This window comes from Hydrogenophaga sp. H7, from assembly GCF_002025745.1.
GTDB lineage: Bacteria > Pseudomonadota > Gammaproteobacteria > Burkholderiales > Burkholderiaceae_C > Hydrogenophaga > Hydrogenophaga pseudoflava.
Genome location: NZ_MCIC01000001.1, coordinates 619,054 through 642,249, shown reverse-complemented (window position 1 = coordinate 642,249; position 23,196 = coordinate 619,054). Strand labels below are relative to the sequence as shown.

Below are 23,196 nucleotides of genomic sequence, written 5' to 3'. Positions count from 1 at the left end.
ATCACTCCGGCCGGTCCGCTTTGAGGACCTGCGTGCCCTGCTTCGCCAACGCCTTCAGGAAGGCGAAGTCGGCGTCGTGTTCGACCACGAAATGATCGATCTCGCGGGTGGGGGTGACGCGGTGCGGCAGCAGCAGGCCGAGCTTGTCGTTGGTGGCCATCGCCACGCAGCGCTGGCTGGCGGCGCGCAGCGCGCGCTTGAAGGCGGCGTCGGCAGCATCCACCGTGCAGATGCCCGTGTCCACCAGCACGCCGCAGGTGCCCAGAAAGCAGCGCTGGATGTTCATCTGCCCCACGGCCAGCACGGCGGTGGCGTCGATGCAGCCGCCCACCAGCGGGTCGACCGCGCCGCCCACCATGATCAGGTGCACGTCCTGGCGGCGCAGCAGCGCGGCGGCGATATCCACCGAATTGGTGGCCACGGTGAGCGCGTACTCGGACGGCAGGCACTGCGCCAGCGCGAGATTGGTGCTGCTGCTGTCCAGGAACAGGAATTCGCCAGGTTCGATGATGGCCACCGCCGCCCGGGCCAGCGCGGCCTTGCGCTCGCGCCGCTCGTCCATGCGCACCGCCATCGGGGTGGCGCCAGGCAGCGGCGGCAGCGCGCCGCCATAGACGCGGCGACACAGACCTTCGCCAGCGAGGGCGCGCAGGTCGCGGCGGATCGCGTCTTCCGAGACCTGGAATTCGTCCGCCAGCGTGGCGGCCACCACGGACTGGCCCTGGGCCAGCCGTGCGGCAATCTGGTCGCGGCGGGCCAGGGGGACGTCCGTGTTCATGCGCGCATCATATCGTGCACGAACAAGAACCACAACATGCACAAACGTGCACGATTGGTTTACGACCGGGTCACGAGCAGCGCGCGGAAGTCGTTGACATTGGTGTGCGTGGGACCGGTGACCACCAGGTCGCCCAGGGGCTCGAAAAAGCCGACCGCGTCGTTGCGCGCCAGATGGTCGGCCAGCTTCAAGCCATGGGCTGCGGCGCGCGCCAGCGTGTCGGGCGTGACCAGGGCGCCCGCGTTGTCCTCCACGCCGTCGATGCCGTCGGTGTCGGCCGCCAGCGCCCACACGTTCGCCTGCCCGCCCAGCGCCTGCGCCAGGCCCATGCAGAACTCCCCGGCCCGCCCGCCGCGCCCTTTGGGCTGGCCTTCGGCGCGCGGGCGCACCGTCACCGTGGTCTCGCCGCCGCTGAGGATCACGCAGGGCGCCTCGAAGCTGCTGCGCCCGAGCGCCGTGGAGCGCGCCAGCGCCGCATGCACCTTGCCGACCTCGCGCGACTCGCCCTCGATCTCGTCGCTGAGCACGTAGGCGCGCACACCCAGCGCCCGTGCGGCCTCGGCTGCGGCCTCCAGGCTCTGCTGCGGCGTGGCAATCAGGTTCGTGGTGCAGCGCGCCAGCCGCGGGTCGCCCGGCTTGGGGGTTTCGAGCGCGCCAGCTTCCAGTTGCTGCTGCACCACCGCAGGGACTTCGATGCCATAGCGCCGCAGGATGTCCAGCGCGTCGGCGCAGGTGGTCGCGTCCGCCACGGTGGGGCCGCTGGCGATCACGCTCACGTCGTCGCCTGGCACGTCGCTGATGGTCAGCGTCACCACGCGCGCCGGCGTGCAGGCCGCGGCGAGGCGCCCACCCTTGATGCGCGAGAGGTGCTTGCGCACGGTGTTCATCTCGCCGATGTGGGCACCGCTCTCCAGCAGCTGACGGTTGATGCGCTGCTTGTCTTCCAGCGTCAGGCCTTCACACGGCAACGTGAGCAATGAAGAGCCCCCGCCCGAGATCAGGCACAGCACGAGATCATCTTCGGTCAGCCCTTGCGTCAGCGCCAGGATGCGCTGTGCCGCTTCAAGACCCGCCGCATCGGGCACCGGGTGCGCGGCCTCCACGACCTCGATGCGCTGCGCCAAACCGACAGGCCTTGGCGGGATGTGGCCGTAGCGGGTGACCACCAGACCCGAGAGCGGCGCCTCGGGCGGCCACAGGGCTTCGACCGCCTGCGCCATCGCCCCGCCCGCCTTTCCGGCGCCCAGCACCAGCGTGCGACCCTTGGGTGGAGGCGGCAGGTGCGCGGCGGTGTTGTGCAGCGGCAGCGCGCGCTGCACCGCCACGTCGTACAGGTGGCGCAGCAGGGCGCGGGGGTCTTCGATAGCGGGTGTTGAGATGGCGTTCATGCGGGCAGTCTAGCGATGCGGTGACGCGCAGTGGGTCCGTCGCGAAACACCGCGGAACCGGCTTTGCCGGGCCGCCGGTGTTGCCCCCTGGGGGGTCGCGCGAAGCGCGGCAGGGGGTGCCTATTTCCCGATCTCATGGTTCGACGCGATCTCCAGCGACCGGCACAGCGCCGAATGGTCCAGCCCCGCCAGGCCGTGCGCCGCGCAGCTCTGCATCAGCTGCGCCGCGCTGGCGGTGTTCGGCAGGCTCACGCCCAGTTCCCTCGCGCCCTGCAGCGCGAGGTTGAGGTCCTTCTGGTGCAGCTCGATGCGAAAGCCCGGGTTGAAGGTCCGTTTGACCATGCGCTCGCCATGCACTTCCAGGATGCGGCTGGCCGCGAACCCGCCCATCAGGGCCTGACGCACCTTGGCCGGGTCGGCGCCAGCCTTGCTGGCGAACAGCAGGGCCTCGGCCACCGCCTCGATGTTGAGCGCCACGATGATCTGGTTGGCCACCTTGGTGGTCTGGCCGTCGCCGTTGCCGCCCACCAGCGTGATGTTCTTGCCCATGGCCTCGAACAGCGGCTTCACGCGTTCAAACGCTGCCTCCGGCCCGCCGACCATGATGGTCAGGCTGCCCGCCTTGGCGCCCACCTCGCCACCGCTGACCGGCGCGTCCAGGTAGTCGCAGCCCAGCGCGTTGATCTGCTGCGCGAACTGCTTGGTCGCCATCGGGCTGATGGAGCTCATGTCCACCACGGTCTTGCCAGCGCCAAGCCCCTTGGACACGCCGTGTTCGCCGAACAGCACGTCCTGCACATGGGGCGTGTCCGGCACCATGGTGATGATCACGTCGGCCCGCCTGGCCACCTCGGTGGCGTTGGTGCAGACCGTCGCGCCCGCCTCCGCCAGTTCGGCCGGGATCTTGCTGCGGCTGGCCACGAAGAGGGTGTGGCCGGCCTTGATGAGGTTCAGCGCCATGGGCGTGCCCATGATGCCCAGGCCGATGAAGCCGACCTTGGTGCCGCTCTTGGTCATGTGTCTTGTCTCCTCGTGGGTTCTGTTCAGAGCTTCTGCCCATGCGCCGCGATCCAGCCCAGACCGCGGTCCGTGCCGCCGGGCGTGCCGTCCTTCGGCTTGTATTCACAGCCGATCCAGCCGCTGTAGCCCAGCGCGTCGATGTGGTCGAACACATTGCGGTGGTGGATCTCGCCGGTGCCCGGTTCGTGGCGGCCGGGTGTGTCGGCCAGCTGCATGTGGGCGATGCGCGGCAGCAGCTCACGGATGGTGTTGCAGAGCTCCCCTTCCATGCGCTGCGCGTGGTAGATGTCGTACTGCAGGAAGACGTTGTCAGCACCCAATTCGTCCATCAGCGCGATGGCCTGGCGCGGGCGGTTGACGAAGTAGCCCGGCATGTCGAAGCTGTTGATGGGTTCGATCAGCAGCGGCAGGCCCAGCTTCTTCGCCTCGGCGGCGGCATGGCGCACGTTGGCCACCCAGGTGGCGCGCGCCTGCGCCTCGCTCACGCCCGCGGGCACCAGACCGGCCATGCAGTGCCAGCGCTGCACGCCGATCACCGGCGCGTAGGCGGCGGCTTTGGCCACCCCGGCGCGGAACTCGTCTTCACGGCCCGGAATGCAGGCCAGGCCGCGCTCGCCCGCCGCCCAGTCGCCCGGCGGCAGGTTGTGCAACACCAGCTGCAGGCCGTTGCGCTGCAGGCGCTCGGCGATGTCTTCGGCCTTGAAGTCATAAGGGAACAGGAACTCCACGGCCTTGAAACCGGCCTTCGCCGCCGCGTCGAAGCGGTCGAGGAAGGGCAGCTCGTTCCAGAGCATGGAAAGGTTGGCGGCGAATTGCGGCATGTCGTTTTCCTTTGTTGTTGTGTTCAGTCCAGCAGGCCCGCAGTTTCGAGACCCTGCGCGGCGCGGCAGTCGATGTCCTCGAACTCGACCACCTTGTCGATCTCGGTGCCCATGGCGATGTTGGTGATCCGTTCCAGTATGCATTCCACGACGACAGGCACGCGGTGCTCGGCGGCCAGTTGCTGCGCCTGGCTCAGCGCGCCTTGCAGTTGCTCCGGGTCGGTCACGCGCAGGGCCTTGCAGCCCAGGCCTTCGACCACGGCCACGTGGTCCACGCCATAGCCCCGCAGATCGCCCGCGGCATCGGGCACGTTCTGGTTCTCGAAGGCCAGCTGCACGCAGTAGTCCATGTCGAAGCCGCGCTGGCTCTGGCGGATCAGACCCAGGTAGCTGTTGTTGACCAGCACGTGCACATAGGGCAGGCGGAACTGTGCGCCCACCGCCAGCTCCTCGATCAGGAACTGGAAGTCGTAGTCGCCCGACAGCGCCACCACGCTCTTGGTCGGTTCGGCCGCCACCACGCCCAGCGCGGCCGGCAGCGTCCAGCCCAGCGGGCCGGCCTGGCCGCAGTTGATCCACTGGCGCGGACCGTAGACGTGCAGGAACTGCGCCGCCGCGATCTGCGAGAGGCCGATGGTGCTGACGTACACCGTGTCGCGGCCGAAGACCTGATTCATCTCCTCGTACACGCGGTGCGGCTTCATCGGGATCTGCTCGAAATGCGTCTTGCGCAGCATCACGCGTTTGCGTTCGGCGCAGCGCTCGGCCCAGTCGGTGTAGCTCGGCCAGGCGTTTGCAGCGACGCGCTCGCGCGCCACCTGCACGAACAGCTCCAGCGCTGCCTTCGCGTCGCTCACGATGCCGAAGTCGGGCTCGAACACGCGGCCGATCTGCGTCGGCTCGATGTCCACGTGCACGAACTTGCGACCCTTGGTGTAGGTCTCGACGCTGCCGGTGTGGCGGTTGGCCCAGCGGTTGCCGATGCCCAGCACGAAGTCGCTGGCGAGCATGGTCGCGTTGCCGTAGCGGTGGCTGGTCTGCAGGCCCACCATGCCCGCCATCAGCGGGTGGTCGTCGGGGATGGCGCCCCAGCCCATGAGCGTGGGGACCACCGGCACGCCGGTGAGTTCGGCGAACTCCACCAGCAGGTCCGCCGCATCCGCATTGAGGATGCCGCCACCGGCCACGATCAGGGGCTTGCTCGAAGCGGCCAGCATGTCCAGCGCCTTCTGAATCTGCTTGCGCGTGGCGGCGGGCTTGTAGACCGGCAGCGGCTCGTAGGTGTCGATGTCGAACTCGATCTCGGCCATCTGCACGTCGAACGGCAGGTCGATCAGCACCGGGCCCGGGCGACCCGAGCGCATGAGGTGGAAGGCCTGCTGGAACACGCGCGGTACCAGGGCCGGCTCGCGCACCGTCACCGCCCACTTGGTCACGGGCTTGGCGATGCTCTCGATGTCCACCGCCTGGAAGTCTTCCTTGTAGAGGCGTGCGCGCGGCGCCTGGCCGGTGATGCAGAGAATCGGTATCGAATCGGCGCTGGCCGAGTACAGGCCGGTGATCATGTCGGTGCCGGCCGGACCGCTGGTGCCGATGCAGACGCCAATGTTGCCGGCCCTGGCGCGGGTGTAACCCTCGGCCATGTGCGAGGCGGCCTCCACGTGGCGGGCCAGCACGTGGGCGATGCTGCCGCGCTCGCGCAGGGCCGCATACAGCGGATTGATGGCGGCGCCGGGTACGCCGAAGGCCTGGGCAATGCCCTCCTTCTCCATCACCAGCACCGCCGCCATCGCGGCCTTCATCTTCGCCATGTCTGTCTCCAGTGGTTTGTGGACTGGGACCGATGCTATGGAGGCCATACGGTCTTGTGAATGCCACTGGCGGTCAGTTGATTCGATACTTGCGGTATGCAATCGCGCCGATAACATGCCCCCATGGACCGTTACAAGGAAATCGAAGCCTTCGTGCAGGTGATGGAGCACGGCAGCCTGGCCGCCGCTGCGCTGCACGCCGGCATCACCCCGGTGATGATGGGCCGGCGCATCGACGCGCTGGAGAAGCGCCTGGGCACGCAGCTGATGCACCGCTCCACCCGGCGGTTGGTGCTGACCGACGCGGGCGCACGCTTCCTGGACGAATGCCGCCCGCTGCTGGCACAGTGGGCGCAGGCGGAGGCCAGCGTGGCGGCGCAGAAGCACCAGGCCAGCGGGCACCTCATCGTCTCGGCGCCGGCGGCCTTCGGGCGGCTGCACGTGGCGCCGCACGCCAGCGCCTTCCTCAAGGCCAACCCGGAGGTCAAGCTGTCCTTCAACCTGACGGACCGGGTGGTGGACCTGGTGCGCGAGGGCTACGACATGGGCATCCGCATCGGCGGTGCGATCGACCCGAACTTTGTGGCCATCAAGCTGGCCACCAACCAGCGCGTGGTCTGCGGCACGCCGGCCTACTTCCGCAAACACGGCAAGCCCGCGACGCTGGACGACCTGAAGGACCACAACTGCCTGGCCTTCAACTTGCAAGGGGGCCAGCAGCGCGGCTGGTATTTCCAGCAGGACGGCAAAACGGTGACGGTGCGCGTGGACGGCAACCTGGACTGCAACGACGGCGAGCTGCTGCACCGCTGGGTCAGCGAAGGCATGGGTCTGGGCTGGCGCAGCACCTGGGAGATCCAGGCGCAGCTGCAGCGCGGCGAGCTGGTGACCGTGCTCGACGACTTCGCCCTGCCCGCCTACGACATCCTGGCCGTGTACCCGCAGCAGCGCCACCTGCCGGCCAAGGTGCGCTTTTTCATCGAGCACCTCAAGAAGACCTACGCCAAACCCCACTACTGGTTGAAGTGACATGAACTCCCTGCTGATCCACAACGCCGCCTGCATCGCCACCTTCGACCACGCCGACCCGTCGAAAGGGCGCGAGCTAAAGGACGCTTCGCTGTTCGTGCGCGACAACGTCATCGAGTGGATCGGCCCCACCGCCGAGCTGCCGCGCGCGCTGCGCGAATCGGCCGGCGAGGTGATCGACGCGCATGGCCACCTGGTCACGCCCGGGCTGGTGAACACACACCACCACATGTACCAGTCGCTCACGCGCGCCATCCCCGGCGTGCAGGACGCGGAGCTGTTCTCCTGGCTGCGCGGGCTCTACCCGATCTGGGCCGGCCTCACGCCGGAGATGGTGCAGGTTTCGACCCAGGTGGCCATGGCCGAGCTGCTGATGAGCGGCTGCACCACCAGCAGCGACCACCTCTACATCTACCCCAACGGGGTGCGGCTGGAAGACAGCATCGAAGCCGCACACCGCATCGGCATGCGCTTTGTCGCCACGCGTGGCAGCATGAGCGTGGGCCAGTCGCAGGGCGGGCTGCCGCCGGACCGCGTGGTGGAAAAGGAAGACGCAATCCTGAAAGACAGCCAGCGCCTGATCGAGACCTGGCACCGCGCCGAACACGGCGCCATGGTGCAAGTGGCCCTCGCGCCGTGCTCACCGTTTTCGGTCAGCCCGGCGCTGATGAAGCAGAGTGCCGAGCTCGCGCGCAGCTTCAAGGGCCTGGGGGTGCGCCTGCACACCCATCTGGCCGAGAACGCCCACGACATCGCCTACAGCCGCGAGAAGTTCCACATGACTCCCGCGCAGTACGCGCAGGAACTGGGCTGGCTGGGCGACGACGTCTGGCACGCGCACTGCGTCAAGCTCGACGACGAGGGCATCTCGCTGTTCGCGGCCAGCCGCACCGGGGTCGCGCACTGCCCCTGCAGCAACATGCGCCTGGCCAGCGGCATCGCGCCCGTCCGCCGCATGCTGGACGCCGGGGTGCCGTTGGGCCTGGGCGTGGACGGCAGCGCCAGCAACGACGGCGCGCACATGGTGAACGAAGCGCGGCAGGCGCTGCTGCTGGCGCGCGTGGGCCGCGCGCTCTCAGCCCCCGAGACCCGCGAGGGCAAGACCTTCTTCGGCTGCGACCTCGGCCCGGCCGAGATGACCGCGCGCGACGCGCTGCACATCGCCACCCGCGGCGGCGCGCAGGTGCTGGGCCGCCAAGACATCGGCCACCTGACGCCGGGCATGTGCGCCGACCTGGCGCTGTTCGACCTGCGCAGCCTGGGCTTTGCCGGCGGTGCGGTGCACGACCCGCTGGCGAGCCTGCTGCTGTGTGCCAGCCCGCAGGCGGCCTACACGGTGGTCAACGGTCGGGTGGTGGTGCGGGAAGGCCGGCTCGTCACCGTGGACCTTGGCCCACTCGTGGAACGGCACAACCGCCTGGCCATCGAACTGGCGAACGCGGCACGCTGAGCGCCGCCGCGCTCAGTGCCAGGGCGCGAGCAGCACCGATAGCCAGCCGTTGAGGTCGCGGATCTCCCGCGGGCAGACCTCGTGCCCCATCGGGTAGTCGTGCCAGGCGATGTCGTAGCCCAGGCGCAGCAGCTTGTCGCGCGAGGACTCGGCGCGCTGCGGCAGAACCACCGGGTCCTGCCGGCCGTGCGCCATGAAGATCGGCACGTCGCGGTTGGCGGGGCTGGCCTCGGCCTCGGTCGCAATCGACAGCGGCAGGTAACCCGAGAGCACCACCAGGCCGGCCAGCCGCTGGGGCGCCCGCAGGCCCGCCATCAGCGTCATCACCGCGCCCTGAGAAAAACCCAGCAGCACCACGTGGCCGGGTGGCACGCCGCGCGCCGCCTCGCGGTCGATCAGCGCCTGCACCACCTCGCAGGAGGCGCGCAGGCCCTCCTCGTCCTGCGTCGACACCGCACCGGTTTCGGCCGCCACCGGGCGCGGGTCGTACCAGGCGCGCATGGGCTGACCGGGTTCACCGTCGCCGAGGCTTACGGTGCGCAGCGGGGCGTTGGGAAACACGAACCGCACCGGCCCGGCGGACGACAGGTCCAGCTCGGTCACCAGCGGCGCAAAGTCCTGCCCGTCGGCCCCCAGTCCGTGCAGGACGATCAGGGTGGCGGAAGGCACCGCCGAAGGGTCACCGCCGGTCACGGTTTCGCGCAGCTGGATCTTCCGACGGGTGCTCATGGCGTCAGCATAGCGCCAGCCATGGCGTTGTTACAGGTCGCCGGCGCTCTGGCGCAGGCTGGTTGCAGTTGAATTGATCGGTAACAAATATTTGTCACGCCGGGTTCGACAACCGACCCTCCAGCCAGGCGTTGAGGTCGGCGATCTCGTCCATACACACCTCGTGCCCCATGGGATAGGAATGCCAGTGCACCGGGTAGCCCAGAGCCGCCAGCGCGTCGCGCGCCGCCTCGCCGCGCGCCAGCACCACGATGTCGTCGGCATCGCCATGCGCCATGAAGACTGGCACCCCCCGGTTGGCCTCGCTGGCCTGCGCCGCGGTGGTCGCCGCCAGCGGCAGGTAGCCCGACAGCGCCACCAGGCCCGCCAGCCGCTGCTGTGCGCGCAGGCCGGCCAGCAAGGTCATGGCGCAGCCCTGCGAAAAGCCCATCAGCACCACGCGGTGCGCCGGCACACCGCGCTGCACCTCCCGTTCGACCAGCTGCAGCACGATGGCCTGGCTCTCGCGCAGGCCCGCCTCGTCCTCCTTGCGCGGCGCGGCCGGGTCTGTGCTGAGGGAAAAGATGTCGTACCAGGCGCGCATCTCGTAGCCCCCGTTGATCGTCACCGGCCGCGCCGGTGCGCTGGGGAACACGAAGCGCACCGGTCCGATGGTCGAGAGGTCCATGGCCTGGGCCACCGGCACGAAGTCGCGGCCGTCGGCCCCGAGGCCGTGCAGCACCACAATGCTGGCCACCGGCTGGGCGGCCGGGTCACCGCCGGTGGTGAATTCAATGAGTTCGATGGAAGAGGTCATCCGGTCAGCATAGCGCTGGTCTGTGGCATTGAGATGCGACCCATCCTGGTCAGCGCTGCGTGCAAACTGGAGCGCAGGCTCTAGAAAACACGCGGGAAAGCCCGCTGCCGGCGGCCGGCCTGGCCCCGGTAGAGTCCGGCATTCACCTGGAGACACGCATGAGCAAGATATCGCCCGACTACCTCGCCCTTCAACGCCTGTACCACTGGGAGAAGACCGCCCCGACGCGGGTGGCCCTGACCCAGCCCATGGGCGCCGGTGCGGTGCAGGACTTCACCTGGGCCCAGGTGGCCGACCACAGCCGGCGCATGGCCGCGCACCTGAAGGCCCAGGGCTGGGCGCCCGGCAGCAAGGTCGCCATCCTGTCCAAGAACTGCGCCTGGTGGATGATGAGCGACCTGGCGATCTGGATGGCCGGTTACGTCTCGGTGCCGCTGTACCCCACGCTGGCGCCCGACACCATCACCCAGATCCTGACCCACAGCGAGTCCAAGGCGCTGTTCGTCGGCAAGCTCGACGGCTGGGAGCACATGAAGCCCGGTGTGCCCGCCGGCCTGCCCTGCATGAGCTACCCGCTGTCGCCCGACGACGCGAAGCAGGCCTACGAGGGCTGGAACGCCATCGTGGCGCGCACCGCGCCGATGAAGGAGTCGCCCGTCCGCGGCGAGGACGAGCTGGCCACGCTGATCTACACCTCGGGCACCACCGGCCTGCCCAAGGGCGTGATGCACTCCTTCGGCAACTTCGCCTGGGCGCTGGACCGCGGCCTCAAGCGCATTCCCCTGACCCAGGACGACCGCATGCTGTCCTACCTGCCGCTGGCCCACGTGGTCGAGCGCATGCTGGTCGAGCACGGCTGGCTGCGCACGGCCATGCACGTGTATTTCGCCGAGTCGCTGGACACCTTCGCCGCCGACCTGCAGCGCGCGCGCCCCACAGTGTTCTTCTCGGTGCCGCGCCTGTGGGTCAAGTTCCAGCAGGGCATCCACCACAAGATGCCGCCGGCCAAGCTGAACCGGCTGCTGGGCATTCCCCTCATCGGTGGTCTGGTGCGCAAGAAGATCCGCAAGGCGCTGGGCCTGGACCAGTGCGTCTTCGCCGCGGGTGGCGCGGCGCCGATGCCGCTGGCCCTGCTGGAGTGGTACGGCCAGCTCGGCATTGCCATCAACGAGGGCTACGGCATGACCGAGAACCTCGCGCTCTCGCACATCACCGAATCGGGCAAGAACCAGCGCGGCACCGTCGGCCCGACCTACCCCGACGTGCAGCAGCGCATCGACCCCGAGACCGGCGAGATCCAGATGAAGAGCCTGGCGCTGATGCAGGGCTACTACAAGGAGCCCGAGAAAACCGCCGAGGTGTTCACCCCCGACGGCTGGCTCAAGACTGGCGACAAAGGAAGCATCGACGCGCAGGGCCTGCTGCGCATCACCGGCCGGGTGAAAGACCTGTTCAAGACCGGCAAGGGCAAGTACGTGGCGCCAGCGCCCATCGAAGACAAGCTGGTGATGCACGAAGCCATCGAGGCCTGCGTGGTCACCGGCGCCAACCTGGGCCAGCCGCTGGGCATCGCCATGCTCAATGCTGATGCCGTGGCCCAGTCGGCCAGCGCCGAGGGTCGCGCCGCCCTGGAAAGCTCGCTGGCCGCCCACATCAAGGCCATCAACGCCACGCTGGACCCGCACGAGCGCCTGCAGTGCCTGGTGGTGACCACCACCGCCTGGACGGTGGACAACGACGTGATCACGCCGACCTTCAAGGTCAAGCGCAACCGCATCGAAGACCTGTACGCAAAACACTACGAGGCATGGGAAAACTCCGGCAAGACCGTGCTCTGGCAGTCCTGAGGTAAAAAAAGCGGGATCGGCAGGGAATAAACCGGTGGGCCACGGTGTTTACCGTTTGCCAACCGGTTTTTTTCTTTCCCTTCCAGGAGCTCACCATGTCCCGATTCCCAATCCTTCGCACGGCCGCCGCCCTGACGCTCGGCACCGCCGCACTGATCGGCTGTGCCAGCACCACCAGCAGCACCAGCGCGCCCGGCGGCGTCATGGCCCGCGACGGCATGCTCACCGGCCCCAACGGCATGACGCTCTACACCTTCGACAAGGACGTGGCCGGCAGCGGCAAGAGCACCTGCAACGGCCCCTGCGCCACCAACTGGCCCCCGCTGATGGCCGGCGCTGCCAACGCATCGGGCGACTACAGCGTCATCACCCGCGACGACGGCGGCCGGCAGATCGCCTACAAGGGCAAGCCGCTCTACTACTGGATCAAGGACACCAAGCCGGGCGAGAAGACCGGCGACGGGTTCAACAAGGTCTGGCGCGTGGCCACCCCCTGATCCCCTTGGGCCCCGAAGACACCCTGCCCCACATCCCCCGCCTGCGTCGATACGCGCGGCTGCTCACGGGGGACGCCAGCCGCGCCGACGATCTGGTGCAGGACACGCTGGAACGCGCCTGCCACAAGTGGCCGCTCTGGAAGCCGCGGCCCGACGGCAGCGGCCTGCGCGCCTGGCTGCTGTCGCTGATGCACAACCTGCACCTCAACCAGGTCCGCGACCAGATGCACGAGCGCGACACGGTCGAACTGGAGGAGCGCCATGAACCCAGCCACGACCCCTTGGCGCGGGTGCCCGAGCGGCTGGACCTGGAGCACGCGCTGGCCGAGCTGAGCCCGGTGCTGCGCGAAACCGTGCTGCTGGTCTGTGTGGAAGAGCTGTCCTACATCGAAGCCGCCCTGGTCCTGGGTGTCCCCGTGGGCACGGTGATGTCGCGCCTCTCCCGGGGCCGCGAACAGCTGCGCCGGCTCACCAGCGGAGAGCCTCCCGCCGCGGTCACGCCCCGGCTGAAAATCGTTGCCTGAACCATGAACGCCGACCCCATCCCGCCCGTGACCGACGCCGAGCTGCATGCCTGGGTCGACGGCCAGCTGCCGGCCGACCGCTCCGACGCGGTGTCGGCCTGGCTGCAGGACCACCCCGAGGACGCGCGGCGCGTCCAGGACTGGCAGGCCCAGCGCACCGCGCTGCAAGGCCTGCAGCGCAGCGTGCTCGACGAGCCGGTGCCGCTCGCGCTGGCCCGGGCCACCCGCCCGGCGCGCCGCGCCGTCTGGCCGCAGGCGCTGGCCGCCAGCGTGCTGCTGGCGCTGGGCTTCGCTGGTGGCTGGTGGGGCCGCAGTGCCGGCGATCCGGCCGCCCGCCTGGCCGGCGCGACTCCGGGCTTTGTGCAGGAAGCGCGCGTGGCCCACGCGGTCTACACGCCCGAGAAGCGCCATCCGGTCGAGGTCGGCGTGGCCGAGCAGGCGCACCTGATCCAGTGGCTGTCCCGGCGGCTGGGCACACCGCTCACCGCCCCGCAACTGCAGGAGCAGGGTTTTGCGCTGATCGGCGGGCGCCTGCTGCCCGGGCAGAACAGCGAGGCGCGTGCCCTGTTCATGTACGAATCGGCGGCCGGCGAACGCGTGACCCTGCACGTCTCGGTGCTGGGCGACCAGGCCGGCCAGGACACTGCGTTCCAGTTCACACGGGTGGGCGAGACCGAGACCTTCTACTGGGTCGACCGCCGCATGGGCTATGCCCTCAGCGGCAACCTGGCGCGCGAACGGCTGGCGGTGCTGGCTGATGCGGCCTACCGGCAGTTGCCGCGCTGACCAGGGGTCCGGTGCGCTGGGTGATCGCTCAGGCCAGCGCCTGCGCGTGGTGGCGCAGGTGGTCGTCGATGAAGCTGCTGATGAAGTAGTAGCCGTGGTCGTAGCCGGCGTGGCGGCGCAGCGTGAGCGGCTGGCCCGTCTGGGCGCAGGCGGCCTCGAAAGCTTCAGGGTAGAGCTGCTCGGCCAGGAATTTGTCGGCCAGGCCCTGGTCGATGAGGATGCCGCCAGGGAACGGTGCCGTGGTCTGAGCGGCCATGAGCAGGCTGGCGTCGTGCGCCGCCCAGGTCGCTTCGTCCTGGCCGAGGTAACCCAGGAAGGCCTTGTGGCCCCAGGGGCACTTCGTCGGCGCACAGATGGGCGCAAAGGCCGAGAGGCTGCGGAACACGCCGGGATGGCGCAGCGCGAGCGTGAGCGCGCCGTGGCCACCCATGGAGTGGCCCGTGATGCCGAGGCGGTCGCCGTCGAGGCCGAATTCGGCCACCACGCCGGGGATCAGGTCCTGCAGCAGGTAGCTCTCCATCTGCCAGTGGCCGGCCCAGGGGTGTTCGGTGGCGTCCAGGTAGAAGCCGGCGCCCACGCCGAAGTCCCAGTGGTGGTCCTCGCCGTCGATGCCGCTGTTGCGCGGGCTGGTGTCGGGGAACAGCAGGGCCAGTCCCAGCTGCGCGGCCATGCGCTGCGCGCCGGCCTTCATGGTCGCGGTTTCTTCGGTGCAGGTGAGACCGGCCAGATACGTGAGCAGCGGCACTTTCTGCCCGGCCAGCGCCTGCGGCGGCAGGAACAGCGCAAAGCGCATCGGCAGGCCGATCTGGTTGACCGAGAAGTGTTTGTAGAAGCGCTGCACGCCGCCGAAGCAGCCGTGTTCGCTGAGCAGTTCAAGTCGTTCGAGGGCCATGGTGTTGTTCGTGATGAAAAGAGTCAGCGGCGGATCAGTTCAAGAACTGCGTCGGCAAACGCGCGCGGCGCTTCCTGCGGCAGGTTGTGGCCGATGCCGGGCAGCACGCGGTGCTGGCGCAGGCCGGTGAAACGGTGGGCGTTGGCGGCGGCGGGCTCCCAGGGGCGCACGCCGTCGGCCGTGCCGTCGAAGCTGATGGTGGGCACGGTGATGGGTGGCTGGGCGGCGATGCGGCGCTCCACCGCGGCCACCGCCGGATCGCCCGGCACCAGGCCAAAGCGGTGGCGGTAGGAGTGGATGACCACGTCCACAAAGTCGGGGTGGTCGAAGGCGGCGGCGCTGCGCTCGAAGGTGGCGTCGTCGAACGCCCAGGTCGGCGACCAGAGTGCCCACAGCCGGCGGCACAGCGCGCGCCGGTCCTGCGTCAGCGCCGCGCGGCCGCGCTCGCTGTGGAACAGGTACTGGTACCAGAGGCGCTGCTCGTTCTCGGGCGTGTCCGGCACCATCGCGCGGGCGATGTGCTGCAGGTTGTAGCTGTTGACCGTGACCAGACCGGTGCAGCGTTCGGGCCACAGCGCTGCCACCACGCAGGCAGCGCGGCCGCCCCAGTCGTAGCCGGCCAGCACGGCGCGTTCGATGGACAGCGCGTCGAGCAGCGCCCGCAGGTCATCGCCCAGCACCGCCTGCTCGCCCGAGCGCGGCGTGGCCGCGTCGAGAAAGTGCGTGCCGCCGTAGCCGCGCAGGTAGGGCACGACGACGCGACAGCCGGCCTCGGCCAGCATCGGCGCCACGTCGACATACGAATGAATGTCGTACGGGAAGCCGTGCATCAGCAGCACCGGCGGGCCGTCGGCCGGCCCGGCCATGTGGCAGGCCACCTCCAGCACGCCGGCGCGCACGCGGGTGTCGGCGTTCAGCAGCGGCAGCGCCATGGCGGGCTCAGAACTCGACGACGGAACGGATGGACTCGCCGCGCTTCATCAGCGCAAAGCCTTCGTTGATGTCTTCGAGCTTGAGCTTGTGGGTGATCAGGCTGTCGATGTCGATCTTGCCTTCCATGTACCAGTCGACGATCCTGGGCACGTCGGTGCGGCCGCGCGCGCCGCCGAAGGCCGAGCCTTCCCACTTGCGGCCGGTGACCAGCTGGAACGGCCTGGTGCTGATCTCGGCGCCAGCCTCGGCCACGCCGATGATGATGCTGCGGCCCCAGCCCTTGTGCGTGCACTCCAGTGCCTGGCGCATCACCTTGGTGTTGCCGATGCACTCGAACGAGTAGTCGGCGCCGCCGTCGGTGAGCTGCACGATGGCATCGACGATGTTCTCGTGGTCCTTGGGGTTGAGGAAGTGCGTCATGCCGAACTGGCGGGCCATGGCCTCGCGCTCGGGGTTGAGGTCGATGCCGATGATCTTGTCGGCACCCACCATCCTTGCGCCCTGGATCACGTTCAGGCCGATGCCACCCAGGCCGAACACCACCACGTTGGCGCCCGCCTCCACCTTGGCGGTGAACAGCACCGCGCCGATGCCGGTGGTGACGCCACAGCCGATGTAGCAGACCTTGTCAAACGGCGCGTCCTCGCGGATCTTGGCCAGCGCGATCTCGGGCACCACGGTGTGGTTGGCGAAGGTGCTGGTGCCCATGTAGTGCAGGATGGGCTTGCCGTCGATGGAGAAGCGGCTGGTGGCATCGGGCATCAGGCCCTTGCCCTGCGTGCCGCGGATGAGCTGGCAGAGGTTGGTCTTGCGGCTCAGGCAGAACTTGCACTGGCGGCATTCGGGCGTGTAGAGCGGGATGACGTGGTCGCCCTTCTTGAGCGAGGTCACGCCGGGGCCGACGTCCACCACGATGCCCGCGCCTTCGTGGCCCAGGATGGCGGGGAAGAGACCCTCGGGGTCGGCGCCCGAGAGCGTGTAGTAGTCGGTGTGGCAGATGCCGGTGGCCTTGATCTCGACCAGCACCTCGCCGAACTTGGGGCCCTGCAGATCGACGGTTTCGATGGTCAGGGGTTCGCCGGCCTTCCAGGCCACGGCAGCGCGTGTTTTCATGGGGTCTCCCGTTGGTTGGAAAACCCTGAGGGTAGCGCAGGACGCTCTAGTTCACCGGTGCGCCGGCCTTGAACCACTGCGCGAACAAGGCCCGTTCGTCCTCGGTCAGGCCGGTGGCGTTGTTCATCGGCATGAGCTTCTGCACCACCACCTGCTGGTAGACCATCTGGGCGTTCTTCTTGAGCTCGTCCGCCGAGTCCAGGCGCACGCCCTTGCTCTGCAAGGCTTCGCCGTGGCACATCACGCAGCGCTGCGCCACCACCGGCTGCAGCTGGGCATAGCCCACAGTGGCCGGCGCCGCTGCCGCCGGCGCGGTGGGCGCGGGCCGCAGCCAGACGATCAGGCCCAGCAGCACCACCACGCCCACGGCCGCGTATTTCCAGGGGTGCGGGTTGCGGCCGAGCTTGTAGCCGTGGCGCATGACGAAGAACTGGCGGATGGCCGCGCCCGCGAACATGATGGCGATCAGGATCAGCCAGTTCTGCGGGTGGGCGTAGGTGAAGCTGTAGTGGTTGCTGAGCATGGCGAACAGCACCGGCAGCGTGAAGTAGGTGTTGTGCACGCTGCGCTGCTTGCCGCGGATGCCGTGGATCGGGTCCACCGGCCGGCCGGCCTTCATGTCGGCCACCATGGTGCGCTGGCCGGGAATGATCCAGAAGAACACGTTGGCGCTCATGGCCGTGGCCAGCATCGCGCCCATGAGCAGGAAGGCGGCGCGGCCGGCGAACATCTGCGTGGCCGCATAAGCCGCGATGCAGACCAGCACCAGCACCAGCGCGCCCACCTTGGCGTCGCCGTTCTTCGTCTGGCCCAGGGTGCGGCAGATGATGTCGTACGCGAACCAGAACACCACCAGAAAGGCCAGTGCCGCGGCAATCGCGCCCGCAGGCGACCATTCCATGACCCGAGGGTCGATCAGGTAGACGCTGGGGCTCCAGAGATAGGAGATGAGGAACAGCGCAAAGCCCGAGAGCCAGGTGGAATAGCTTTCCCAGTAGAACCAGTGCAGGTGGTCGGGCAGTTTGGGCGGCGCGGCCTTGAACTTGACCGGGTGGTAGAAGCCACCGCCGTGCAGCGCCCAGAGTTCGCCGCCGACGCCGTCCTTCTTGAGCTGTTCGTCCTCGGGCGGTGTGAGGCTGCTGTCGAGAAAGACGAAGTAGAAGGAAGACCCGATCCAGGCGATGGCGACGATGACGTGCAACCAGCGCAGCAGCAGATTGGCCCAGTCGAGCAGATAGGTTTCCATGGCACCTCAACACGTGGACGGTGACACCGTCAGGGTTTGCGACTCACCACCGCGGGCGCTCTGAGCCGACTGAGGGCCGCGTAAATGAGCGCCCGGGCTGAGGCCCAGGCACCCGCTCCGCTGCGACCGGATGAACAAAGTGTATACACTTTTTGGAGACAGTTGGTTCCGTACTTACCCTGAGCGGACAAGCAACAACTGAGCCACCACCGAGGCAGCGATCACCGCCGGCTCCTTGCCGCCAATGCCGGGCAGTCCGATCGGGCAGGTGATGCCCCCGAGTTCATCTTCCGTGAAACCCCGCTCCAGAAGCCGGCGCCGGAAGGTGGCCCATTTGGTCCTGCTGCCGATCAGGCCCACAAACGGCAGGTCGCCCGACGCCCGGCGCCGCTGCAGGCAGGCCGCCACGATGTCCAGATCCTCGGCGTGGGAGAAGCTCATGATCAGCACCCGCGCGCCAGGCGGCAGATCGCGGACCGCGTCCTGCACCGGCTCGGAGTGTTCGGTGCACACGGTCGGCGGCACCTCGGCCGGGAACACGCCATCGCGGCTGTCGATCCACTGCACCGCGAACGGCAGCGGCGCCAGCGCCCGCACGATGGCCTGTCCGACGTGGCCGCCGCCGAACAGGGCGACCGGCGTGAGCACCGGCACCAGCCGCTGCTGCAGGGCGCCCGCCTCGGCCAGCGTGACCGGCTCGAAGCGCAGCTCCACCACCCCGCCGCAGCACTGCCCGAGGCTGGGACCGAGCGCCACCCGGTGAGTCCAGGGCGCCGACGCGCCGGCTGCCAGCGCGTCCCGGGCCTGCTTCAGCGCGTCCCATTCCAGGTGGCCGCCACCGATGGTGCCGATCTGCTCACCGGGCCAGACGGCCATCCAGGTGCCGGCCTCCCGCGGCACCGAGCCCTGGGTGCGGAAAACGGACACCAGCACCGCCGGTGCCCGCGCCAGGCGTTCAAACAGGGGGGCAAGATCGGGGTGCTGTGTGGCGTGCATGCCAAAAATCCGTCCATATGCGCCGACGCGGCGACCGCCTGGCAGTATCCACCGGGTTCTTGCTTGGGCAAGTGGGCAAAGAGCCATAAACTGCATCCTCCCAGCCCTATGGCGCCCTGCCTGGCGGCGACTTCGCCGATCACGAAGACACCGAGAGACAACCATGCACGCTCCAACTGCCCGTTTCATTGCCTCCCACCGACTGGCCTCCCTGGCCCTGGTGACCCTGCTCGCCGCCTGCGCCGCACCGGTGCCCACGCCGCCGGCCGAGCCCGTGCTGGAAACCACGGCCCCGGCGTCCGAAGCGCCGGTGGCCGTCGAACCGCCACCCACCTACGTGTCGCACGCGGCCACTCCGCGCGACTACCGCCGCGATGGTGCACAACACATCTACGGCAAGAACGCCCACCGCATCTTCAAGGGCAAGATGCCGCCGCTGCTGCAGGGCGTGGGCACCATGCAGCTGGAGCTGGACCACCGCGGCCGGATCGTCACCATGAACTGGATGCGACCGCCCAGCCATCCGGGCGCCAAGGCCGAGATCGAGCGCGCCATCCAGGAAGCCGCGCCCTACCCCGCGCCAGTGCTCATGGGCCGTGTCTACTACGTCGACACCTGGCTCTGGGACAAGAGCGGGCAGTTCCAGCTCGACACGCTGACCGAAGGCCAGAGGAACCGGTGACCCCCGGCAGCTTCAGCTGCCTCTGTACGTGCTGTAGCTCCAGGGGCTGACCAGCAGCGGCACGTGGTAGTGCTGGTCGGTATGGGCGACGCCGAAGTCCAGCGCCACGCGGTTCAGGAAATTGGGCTCGGGCAGCGCCACCCCCCTGGCCGCGAAATAACCCTTCACATCGAACACCAGCCGGTAGGTGCCGACCTTCAGGCTGGCGTTGTCGTACAGCGGCCCGTCCGGGTTGCGGCCGTCGTGGTTCAGCGTGAAGCGCCTGACCAGCGTGGCCTGCTCGCCGTCGGTGGTGTAGAGCTCGACAGCCATGCCCGCCGCGGGGCAGCCGTGCATCGTGTCCAGAACGTGGGTGCTCAGGCCCATGGTGAAGTCCTCGTGAAGTTCGGTCGACCAAAAGTGTATACACTTTTTGTTTTTCTGGATATGATGACTTCATGGAAACGTCCAGCACCAGCCAGATCGTCGAATCGCTGACCCGGGCCATCGTCGAGCACCGCCTGCACCCGGGCACCAAGCTCGCCGAGCAGAAACTGGCCGACCACTTCGGGGTGTCGCGCACCCTGGTCCGCCAGGCCCTGTTCCAGCTGTCCCAGAACCGCCTGATCCGGCTCGAACCCGCGCGCGGCGCCTTTGTGGCCGCCCCCTCGGTGGAGGAGGCCAAGCAGGTGTTCGCGGTGCGGCGCATGCTGGAAGTCGAGATGACACGCGCGTTCGTTCGCCAGGTCAGCCCCGCCAAGCTCAAAGCCCTGCGCGAGCACGTGGCCCAGGAGAAACAGGCCGTGAACAACCAGGACGTGCCCGGCCGCACCGAGCTGCTGGGCGACTTCCACGTGCGCATGGCCGAACTCATGGGAAACGAGGTGCTGGCCGAGCTGCTGCGCGACCTGATCTCGCGCTGCGCCCTGATCACGCTGATGTACCAGAGCACCGCCGCCGCCGAGCACTCCAACGAAGAGCACGCCGACATCGTCAAGGCGCTCGCCGCCAGGGACGAAGAACTGGCCGTGCGCCTGATGAACGAACACCTGCTGCATGTGGAGGAGGGCCTGACCTTCGACCGCAAGCTGCCCACCAACGACCTGTCCCTGGCCCTTTCTTCCTGAGCACCCGCATGATCTACGACAGCACCGCCCCCTACCCGCGCGACCTGATCGGCTACGGCCGCGACGTGCCCCACGCCCGCTGGCCGGGCGGTGCGCGCATTGCGGTGCAGTTCGTCCTCAACTACGAAGAGGGCGGCGAAAACTGCGTGCTGCATGGCGACAAGGCCAGCGAACAGTTCCTCTCGGAAATGTTCAACCCGGCCGCCTTCGAGGCCCGCCACATCAGCATGGAAGGCATCTACGAGTACGGCTCACGCGCGGGCGTCTGGCGCATCCTGCGCGAGTTTGAGAAGCGCGGCCTGCCGCTGACCGTGTTCGGCGTATCGACCGCCCTGCAGAAGCACCCGGAGCTGACCGCGGCGTTCAGGGAACTCGGCTACGACATCGCCTGCCACGGTCTCAAGTGGATCCACTACCAGAACATCGACGAAGCCACCGAGCGCGCGCACATGGCCGAGGCGATGCAGATCATCGAAGGGCTGACGGGCGAGCGCCCGCTGGGCTGGTACACCGGCCGCGACAGCCCCAACACGCGCCGCCTGGTGGCCGACTTCGGCGGCTTCGAATACGACAGCGACTACTACGGCGAGGACCTGCCGTTCTGGATGAAGGTGCGCAAGACCGACGGAACGGACGCGCACCAGCTCATCGTGCCCTACACCCTCGACTGCAACGACATGCGCTTCGCACTGCCGCAGGGCTATTCGCACGCCGACCCGTTCTTCCAGTACATGAAAGACACCTTCGACGCGCTCTACGCCGAAGGCAACCCGGACGGCCTGGACCGGCCCAAGATGATGAGCATCGGCATGCACTGCCGCCTGCTCGGCCGCCCCGGCCGCATCACCGCGCTGCAGCGCTTCCTCGACCACATCCAGTCGCACGACCAGGTGTGGGTGGCGCGCCGGCTGGACATCGCGCGCCACTGGAAGGCCACGCACCCGCTGAACCCTGCCTGAGGCCGCCCCCATGCCCCTGACCCTGGACCAACTCAACGCCGCGCCCCTGCCCGAGGCGCGGCAGATGCTCGACGGCCTGTACGAGCACTCCCCCTGGATCGCCGAGCGCGCCCTGGCGCAACGACCCTTCGCTTCGCTGGCGCAGCTCAAGCACGCGATGACGCGCGTGCTCGACGAGGCCGGTGTCGAACCGCAGCTGGCCCTGATCCGCGCCCACCCGGAACTGGCCGGCAAGGCCATGGTGAGCAAGACGCTCACGGCCGAGTCGACCAACGAACAGACCAAGGCCGGCCTGACGAACTGCACGCCGGAAGAGTTCGCGCACATCCAGCAGCTCAACGCCGACTACAACGCGCGCTTCGGTTTCCCCTTCATCCTGGCGGTGCGCGGCCCGCGGGGCACCGGCCTCACCAAGGCACAGATCATCGAGGCCTTCGAGCGCCGCGTGCACGGCCACCCGGACTTCGAACGGCAGGAGTGCCTGCGCAACATCCACCGCATCGCCGAGATCCGGCTGAACGACAAGTTCGGCTTCGAGCCGGTGGACGGTCAGTTGGTGTGGGACTGGCAGGAGAAGCTGGCCCAGCACAGCGACCCGGGCTACGCCGAGAAGGGCCAGCTGACCGTCACCTATCTCACCGACGCGCACCGCGCCTGCGCCCAGCGCATCAGCCACTGGATGAAGGACTGCGGTTTCGACGAGATCGAGATCGACGCCGTGGGCAACGTGGTCGGGCGTTACCACCCGGCGGCGCCCGGTGCGAAATACCTGCTGACGGGTTCCCACTACGACACCGTGCGCAACGGCGGCAAGTACGACGGGCGCCTGGGGATCTTCGTGCCCATGGCCTGCGTGCAGAAGCTGCACGCGGCCGGCCAGCGCCTGCCCTTCGGCATCGAGGTCGTGGGCTTCGCGGAAGAAGAAGGCCAGCGCTACAAGGCCACCTTCCTCGGCTCGGGCGCGCTCACCGGCCACTTCGACCCCGCCTGGCTGGACCAGAAGGACGCCGATGGCATCACCATGCGCGAGGCCATGCAGCACGCCGGCCTGTGCATCGACGACATCCCTAGGCTGCAGCGTGACCCGGCGCAGTACCTGGGCTTCATCGAGGTGCACATCGAGCAGGGGCCGGTCCTCAACGAGCTGAACCTGCCGCTGGGCATCGTGACCAGCATCAACGGCAGCGTGCGCTATCTCGGCGAGGTTCTGGGCATGGCCAGCCACGCCGGCACCACGCCCATGGACCGCCGCCGCGACGCCGCCGCTGCGGTGGCCGAACTGATCCTCTACGCCGAGCAGCGCGCCGCGCAGGATGGTGACTCGGTCGCCACCGTGGGCATGCTGCAGGTGCCGAATGGTTCCATCAACGTGGTGCCCGGCGCCTGCCGGTTCAGCCTGGACATGCGTGCACCGACCAATGCGCAACGCGATGCGCTGGCGCAGGACGTGCTGGCGAAGCTGGGCGAGATCTGCACACGCCGCGGCCTGCGCCACTCGCTGGAAGAAACCATGCGCGCCGCCGCAGCGCCCAGCGCCCCCGCATGGCAGGCGCGCTGGGAGGCCGCCGCCACCGCGCTGGGCGTGCCGCTGCACCGCATGCCCAGCGGCGCGGGTCACGACGCCATGAAGCTGCACGAGGTGATGCCGCAGGCCATGCTGTTCGTGCGCGGCGAAAACAGCGGCATCAGCCACAACCCGCTCGAATCCAGCACCGCCGACGACATGGACCTGGCCGTCAAGGCCTTCGACCACGTGCTGCACCAACTGACCACCGAATCCCACTGAAAGCCGC

General features: G+C 68.6%; 23 protein-coding genes. 10 read left to right on the top strand and 13 right to left on the bottom strand.

Annotated features, from left to right (window positions below; translation table 11 throughout):
* Position 1 precedes the first annotated feature (1 nt).
* From BC358_RS03130 to gcl, 5 genes are all read right to left on the bottom strand, one after another.
* Positions 2-778: a DeoR/GlpR family DNA-binding transcription regulator gene (locus BC358_RS03130; RefSeq protein WP_079364610.1), complete on the bottom strand. Its 777-nt coding sequence runs from the start codon at positions 776-778 to the stop codon at positions 2-4.
* A gap of 59 nt (positions 779-837) precedes the next feature.
* Positions 838-2,166 carry a glycerate kinase gene (locus tag BC358_RS03125; protein WP_079364609.1) on the bottom strand — a complete coding sequence of 443 codons (1,329 nt, stop codon included), beginning with the start codon at positions 2,164-2,166 and terminating at the stop codon, positions 838-840.
* A 120-nt stretch (positions 2,167-2,286) separates the two neighbouring features.
* Positions 2,287-3,183, bottom strand: coding sequence for a 2-hydroxy-3-oxopropionate reductase (gene glxR / locus BC358_RS03120; protein ID WP_079364608.1), 897 nt, complete (start codon positions 3,181-3,183; stop codon positions 2,287-2,289).
* Positions 3,184-3,209: 26 nt separating this feature from the next.
* On the bottom strand, positions 3,210-4,007 hold the full coding sequence (gene hyi, locus BC358_RS03115) for a hydroxypyruvate isomerase (protein ID WP_079364607.1): 798 nt from the start codon (positions 4,005-4,007) through the stop codon (positions 3,210-3,212).
* A 23-nt stretch (positions 4,008-4,030) separates the two neighbouring features.
* Positions 4,031-5,818, bottom strand: coding sequence for a glyoxylate carboligase (gene gcl, locus BC358_RS03110; protein WP_079364606.1), 1,788 nt, complete (start codon positions 5,816-5,818; stop codon positions 4,031-4,033).
* A 123-nt stretch (positions 5,819-5,941) separates the two neighbouring features.
* Here gcl and BC358_RS03105 point away from each other — a divergent pair, with 123 nt between their 5' ends.
* Both BC358_RS03105 and BC358_RS03100 read left to right on the top strand, forming a co-directional pair.
* Positions 5,942-6,847 (top strand): LysR family transcriptional regulator, encoded by a 906-nt coding sequence (locus tag BC358_RS03105; RefSeq protein WP_066156143.1) that lies wholly within the window; start codon positions 5,942-5,944, stop codon positions 6,845-6,847.
* 1 nt (position 6,848) lies between these two features.
* Complete coding sequence (locus BC358_RS03100; protein WP_079364605.1) at positions 6,849-8,297, top strand: 8-oxoguanine deaminase; 1,449 nt, start codon at positions 6,849-6,851, stop codon at positions 8,295-8,297.
* A 12-nt stretch (positions 8,298-8,309) separates the two neighbouring features.
* Here BC358_RS03100 and BC358_RS03095 read toward each other — a convergent pair whose 3' ends face one another.
* Positions 8,310-9,026: an alpha/beta hydrolase gene (locus BC358_RS03095; protein ID WP_066156136.1), complete on the bottom strand. Its 717-nt coding sequence runs from the start codon at positions 9,024-9,026 to the stop codon at positions 8,310-8,312.
* 94 nt (positions 9,027-9,120) lie between these two features.
* The gene (locus BC358_RS03090; protein WP_079364604.1) at positions 9,121-9,822 is read right to left on the bottom strand and encodes an alpha/beta hydrolase; all 702 of its coding nucleotides are present in this window, start codon (positions 9,820-9,822) and stop codon (positions 9,121-9,123) included.
* 158 nt (positions 9,823-9,980) lie between these two features.
* On the opposite strand from BC358_RS03090, the gene BC358_RS03085 reads away from it, so the two are divergent.
* The 4 genes from BC358_RS03085 to BC358_RS03070 all read left to right on the top strand — a co-directional run bounded on the left by BC358_RS03085 (position 9,981) and on the right by BC358_RS03070 (position 13,476).
* Positions 9,981-11,669 (top strand): AMP-binding protein, encoded by a 1,689-nt coding sequence (locus BC358_RS03085; RefSeq protein ID WP_079364603.1) that lies wholly within the window; start codon positions 9,981-9,983, stop codon positions 11,667-11,669.
* Between the two features lie 95 nt (positions 11,670-11,764).
* Complete coding sequence (locus BC358_RS03080; protein WP_079364602.1) at positions 11,765-12,166, top strand: hypothetical protein; 402 nt, start codon at positions 11,765-11,767, stop codon at positions 12,164-12,166.
* Between the two features lie 5 nt (positions 12,167-12,171).
* Entirely contained in the window at positions 12,172-12,690 is a 519-nt protein-coding gene (locus tag BC358_RS03075; protein ID WP_143434141.1) for a sigma-70 family RNA polymerase sigma factor, read from the top strand.
* A gap of 3 nt (positions 12,691-12,693) precedes the next feature.
* Positions 12,694-13,476: an anti-sigma factor gene (locus BC358_RS03070; RefSeq protein WP_079364601.1), complete on the top strand. Its 783-nt coding sequence runs from the start codon at positions 12,694-12,696 to the stop codon at positions 13,474-13,476.
* 28 nt (positions 13,477-13,504) lie between these two features.
* Here the strand turns inward: BC358_RS03070 and fghA are convergent, their stop codons facing one another.
* From fghA to xdhC, 5 genes are all read right to left on the bottom strand, one after another.
* A complete protein-coding gene (gene fghA, locus BC358_RS03065) occupies positions 13,505-14,368 on the bottom strand; it encodes an S-formylglutathione hydrolase (RefSeq protein ID WP_079364600.1) in 864 nt (287 codons plus the stop codon).
* A 23-nt stretch (positions 14,369-14,391) separates the two neighbouring features.
* Positions 14,392-15,300 carry an alpha/beta fold hydrolase gene (locus BC358_RS03060; protein WP_079364599.1) on the bottom strand — a complete coding sequence of 303 codons (909 nt, stop codon included), beginning with the start codon at positions 15,298-15,300 and terminating at the stop codon, positions 14,392-14,394.
* A gap of 7 nt (positions 15,301-15,307) precedes the next feature.
* Positions 15,308-16,414, bottom strand: a complete 1,107-nt coding sequence (locus BC358_RS03055; RefSeq protein WP_066156111.1) for an S-(hydroxymethyl)glutathione dehydrogenase/class III alcohol dehydrogenase — start codon at positions 16,412-16,414, stop codon at positions 15,308-15,310.
* Positions 16,415-16,460: 46 nt separating this feature from the next.
* Positions 16,461-17,660, bottom strand: coding sequence for a urate hydroxylase PuuD (locus BC358_RS03050; RefSeq protein ID WP_079364598.1), 1,200 nt, complete (start codon positions 17,658-17,660; stop codon positions 16,461-16,463).
* Between the two features lie 174 nt (positions 17,661-17,834).
* Positions 17,835-18,656, bottom strand: a complete 822-nt coding sequence (gene xdhC, locus BC358_RS03045; RefSeq protein WP_079364597.1) for a xanthine dehydrogenase accessory protein XdhC — start codon at positions 18,654-18,656, stop codon at positions 17,835-17,837.
* A gap of 163 nt (positions 18,657-18,819) precedes the next feature.
* Here xdhC and BC358_RS03040 point away from each other — a divergent pair, with 163 nt between their 5' ends.
* Entirely contained in the window at positions 18,820-19,338 is a 519-nt protein-coding gene (locus BC358_RS03040; RefSeq protein ID WP_127803316.1) for a hypothetical protein, read from the top strand.
* A 12-nt stretch (positions 19,339-19,350) separates the two neighbouring features.
* On the opposite strand, the gene uraH is transcribed toward BC358_RS03040, so the two are convergent.
* Entirely contained in the window at positions 19,351-19,704 is a 354-nt protein-coding gene (gene uraH, locus BC358_RS03035; RefSeq protein ID WP_079364596.1) for a hydroxyisourate hydrolase, read from the bottom strand.
* Between the two features lie 71 nt (positions 19,705-19,775).
* Between uraH and BC358_RS03030 the strand changes: the two genes are divergently transcribed.
* The 3 genes from BC358_RS03030 to uraD are packed head-to-tail and all read left to right on the top strand — an operon-like array spanning position 19,776 to position 23,189.
* Positions 19,776-20,444: a GntR family transcriptional regulator gene (locus tag BC358_RS03030; protein ID WP_079364595.1), complete on the top strand. Its 669-nt coding sequence runs from the start codon at positions 19,776-19,778 to the stop codon at positions 20,442-20,444.
* Positions 20,445-20,452: 8 nt separating this feature from the next.
* On the top strand, positions 20,453-21,403 hold the full coding sequence (gene puuE / locus BC358_RS03025) for an allantoinase PuuE (RefSeq protein WP_079364594.1): 951 nt from the start codon (positions 20,453-20,455) through the stop codon (positions 21,401-21,403).
* A gap of 10 nt (positions 21,404-21,413) precedes the next feature.
* Positions 21,414-23,189: a 2-oxo-4-hydroxy-4-carboxy-5-ureidoimidazoline decarboxylase gene (gene uraD, locus BC358_RS03020; protein WP_079364593.1), complete on the top strand. Its 1,776-nt coding sequence runs from the start codon at positions 21,414-21,416 to the stop codon at positions 23,187-23,189.
* The last annotated feature ends 7 nt before the right edge of the window (positions 23,190-23,196 follow it).

Excerpts from the sequence above, each read along its gene's own strand:
- BC358_RS03130 (WP_079364610.1), bottom strand. The coding sequence starts at position 778 with ATGAACACGGACGTCCCCCTGGCCCGCCGCGACCAGATTGCCGCACGG.
- BC358_RS03125 (WP_079364609.1), bottom strand. The coding sequence starts at position 2,166 with ATGAACGCCATCTCAACACCCGCTATCGAAGACCCCCGCGCCCTGCTG.
- glxR (WP_079364608.1), bottom strand. The coding sequence starts at position 3,183 with ATGACCAAGAGCGGCACCAAGGTCGGCTTCATCGGCCTGGGCATCATG.
- hyi (WP_079364607.1), bottom strand. The coding sequence starts at position 4,007 with ATGCCGCAATTCGCCGCCAACCTTTCCATGCTCTGGAACGAGCTGCCC.
- gcl (WP_079364606.1), bottom strand. The coding sequence starts at position 5,818 with ATGGCGAAGATGAAGGCCGCGATGGCGGCGGTGCTGGTGATGGAGAAG.
- BC358_RS03105 (WP_066156143.1), top strand. The coding sequence starts at position 5,942 with ATGGACCGTTACAAGGAAATCGAAGCCTTCGTGCAGGTGATGGAGCAC.
- BC358_RS03100 (WP_079364605.1), top strand. The coding sequence starts at position 6,849 with ATGAACTCCCTGCTGATCCACAACGCCGCCTGCATCGCCACCTTCGAC.
- BC358_RS03095 (WP_066156136.1), bottom strand. The coding sequence starts at position 9,026 with ATGAGCACCCGTCGGAAGATCCAGCTGCGCGAAACCGTGACCGGCGGT.
- BC358_RS03090 (WP_079364604.1), bottom strand. The coding sequence starts at position 9,822 with ATGACCTCTTCCATCGAACTCATTGAATTCACCACCGGCGGTGACCCG.
- BC358_RS03085 (WP_079364603.1), top strand. The coding sequence starts at position 9,981 with ATGAGCAAGATATCGCCCGACTACCTCGCCCTTCAACGCCTGTACCAC.
- BC358_RS03080 (WP_079364602.1), top strand. The coding sequence starts at position 11,765 with ATGTCCCGATTCCCAATCCTTCGCACGGCCGCCGCCCTGACGCTCGGC.
- BC358_RS03070 (WP_079364601.1), top strand. The coding sequence starts at position 12,694 with ATGAACGCCGACCCCATCCCGCCCGTGACCGACGCCGAGCTGCATGCC.
- fghA (WP_079364600.1), bottom strand. The coding sequence starts at position 14,368 with ATGGCCCTCGAACGACTTGAACTGCTCAGCGAACACGGCTGCTTCGGC.
- BC358_RS03060 (WP_079364599.1), bottom strand. The coding sequence starts at position 15,300 with ATGGCGCTGCCGCTGCTGAACGCCGACACCCGCGTGCGCGCCGGCGTG.
- BC358_RS03055 (WP_066156111.1), bottom strand. The coding sequence starts at position 16,414 with ATGAAAACACGCGCTGCCGTGGCCTGGAAGGCCGGCGAACCCCTGACC.
- BC358_RS03050 (WP_079364598.1), bottom strand. The coding sequence starts at position 17,660 with ATGGAAACCTATCTGCTCGACTGGGCCAATCTGCTGCTGCGCTGGTTG.
- xdhC (WP_079364597.1), bottom strand. The coding sequence starts at position 18,656 with ATGCACGCCACACAGCACCCCGATCTTGCCCCCCTGTTTGAACGCCTG.
- BC358_RS03040 (WP_127803316.1), top strand. The coding sequence starts at position 18,820 with ATGCACGCTCCAACTGCCCGTTTCATTGCCTCCCACCGACTGGCCTCC.
- uraH (WP_079364596.1), bottom strand. The coding sequence starts at position 19,704 with ATGGGCCTGAGCACCCACGTTCTGGACACGATGCACGGCTGCCCCGCG.
- BC358_RS03030 (WP_079364595.1), top strand. The coding sequence starts at position 19,776 with ATGGAAACGTCCAGCACCAGCCAGATCGTCGAATCGCTGACCCGGGCC.
- puuE (WP_079364594.1), top strand. The coding sequence starts at position 20,453 with ATGATCTACGACAGCACCGCCCCCTACCCGCGCGACCTGATCGGCTAC.
- uraD (WP_079364593.1), top strand. The coding sequence starts at position 21,414 with ATGCCCCTGACCCTGGACCAACTCAACGCCGCGCCCCTGCCCGAGGCG.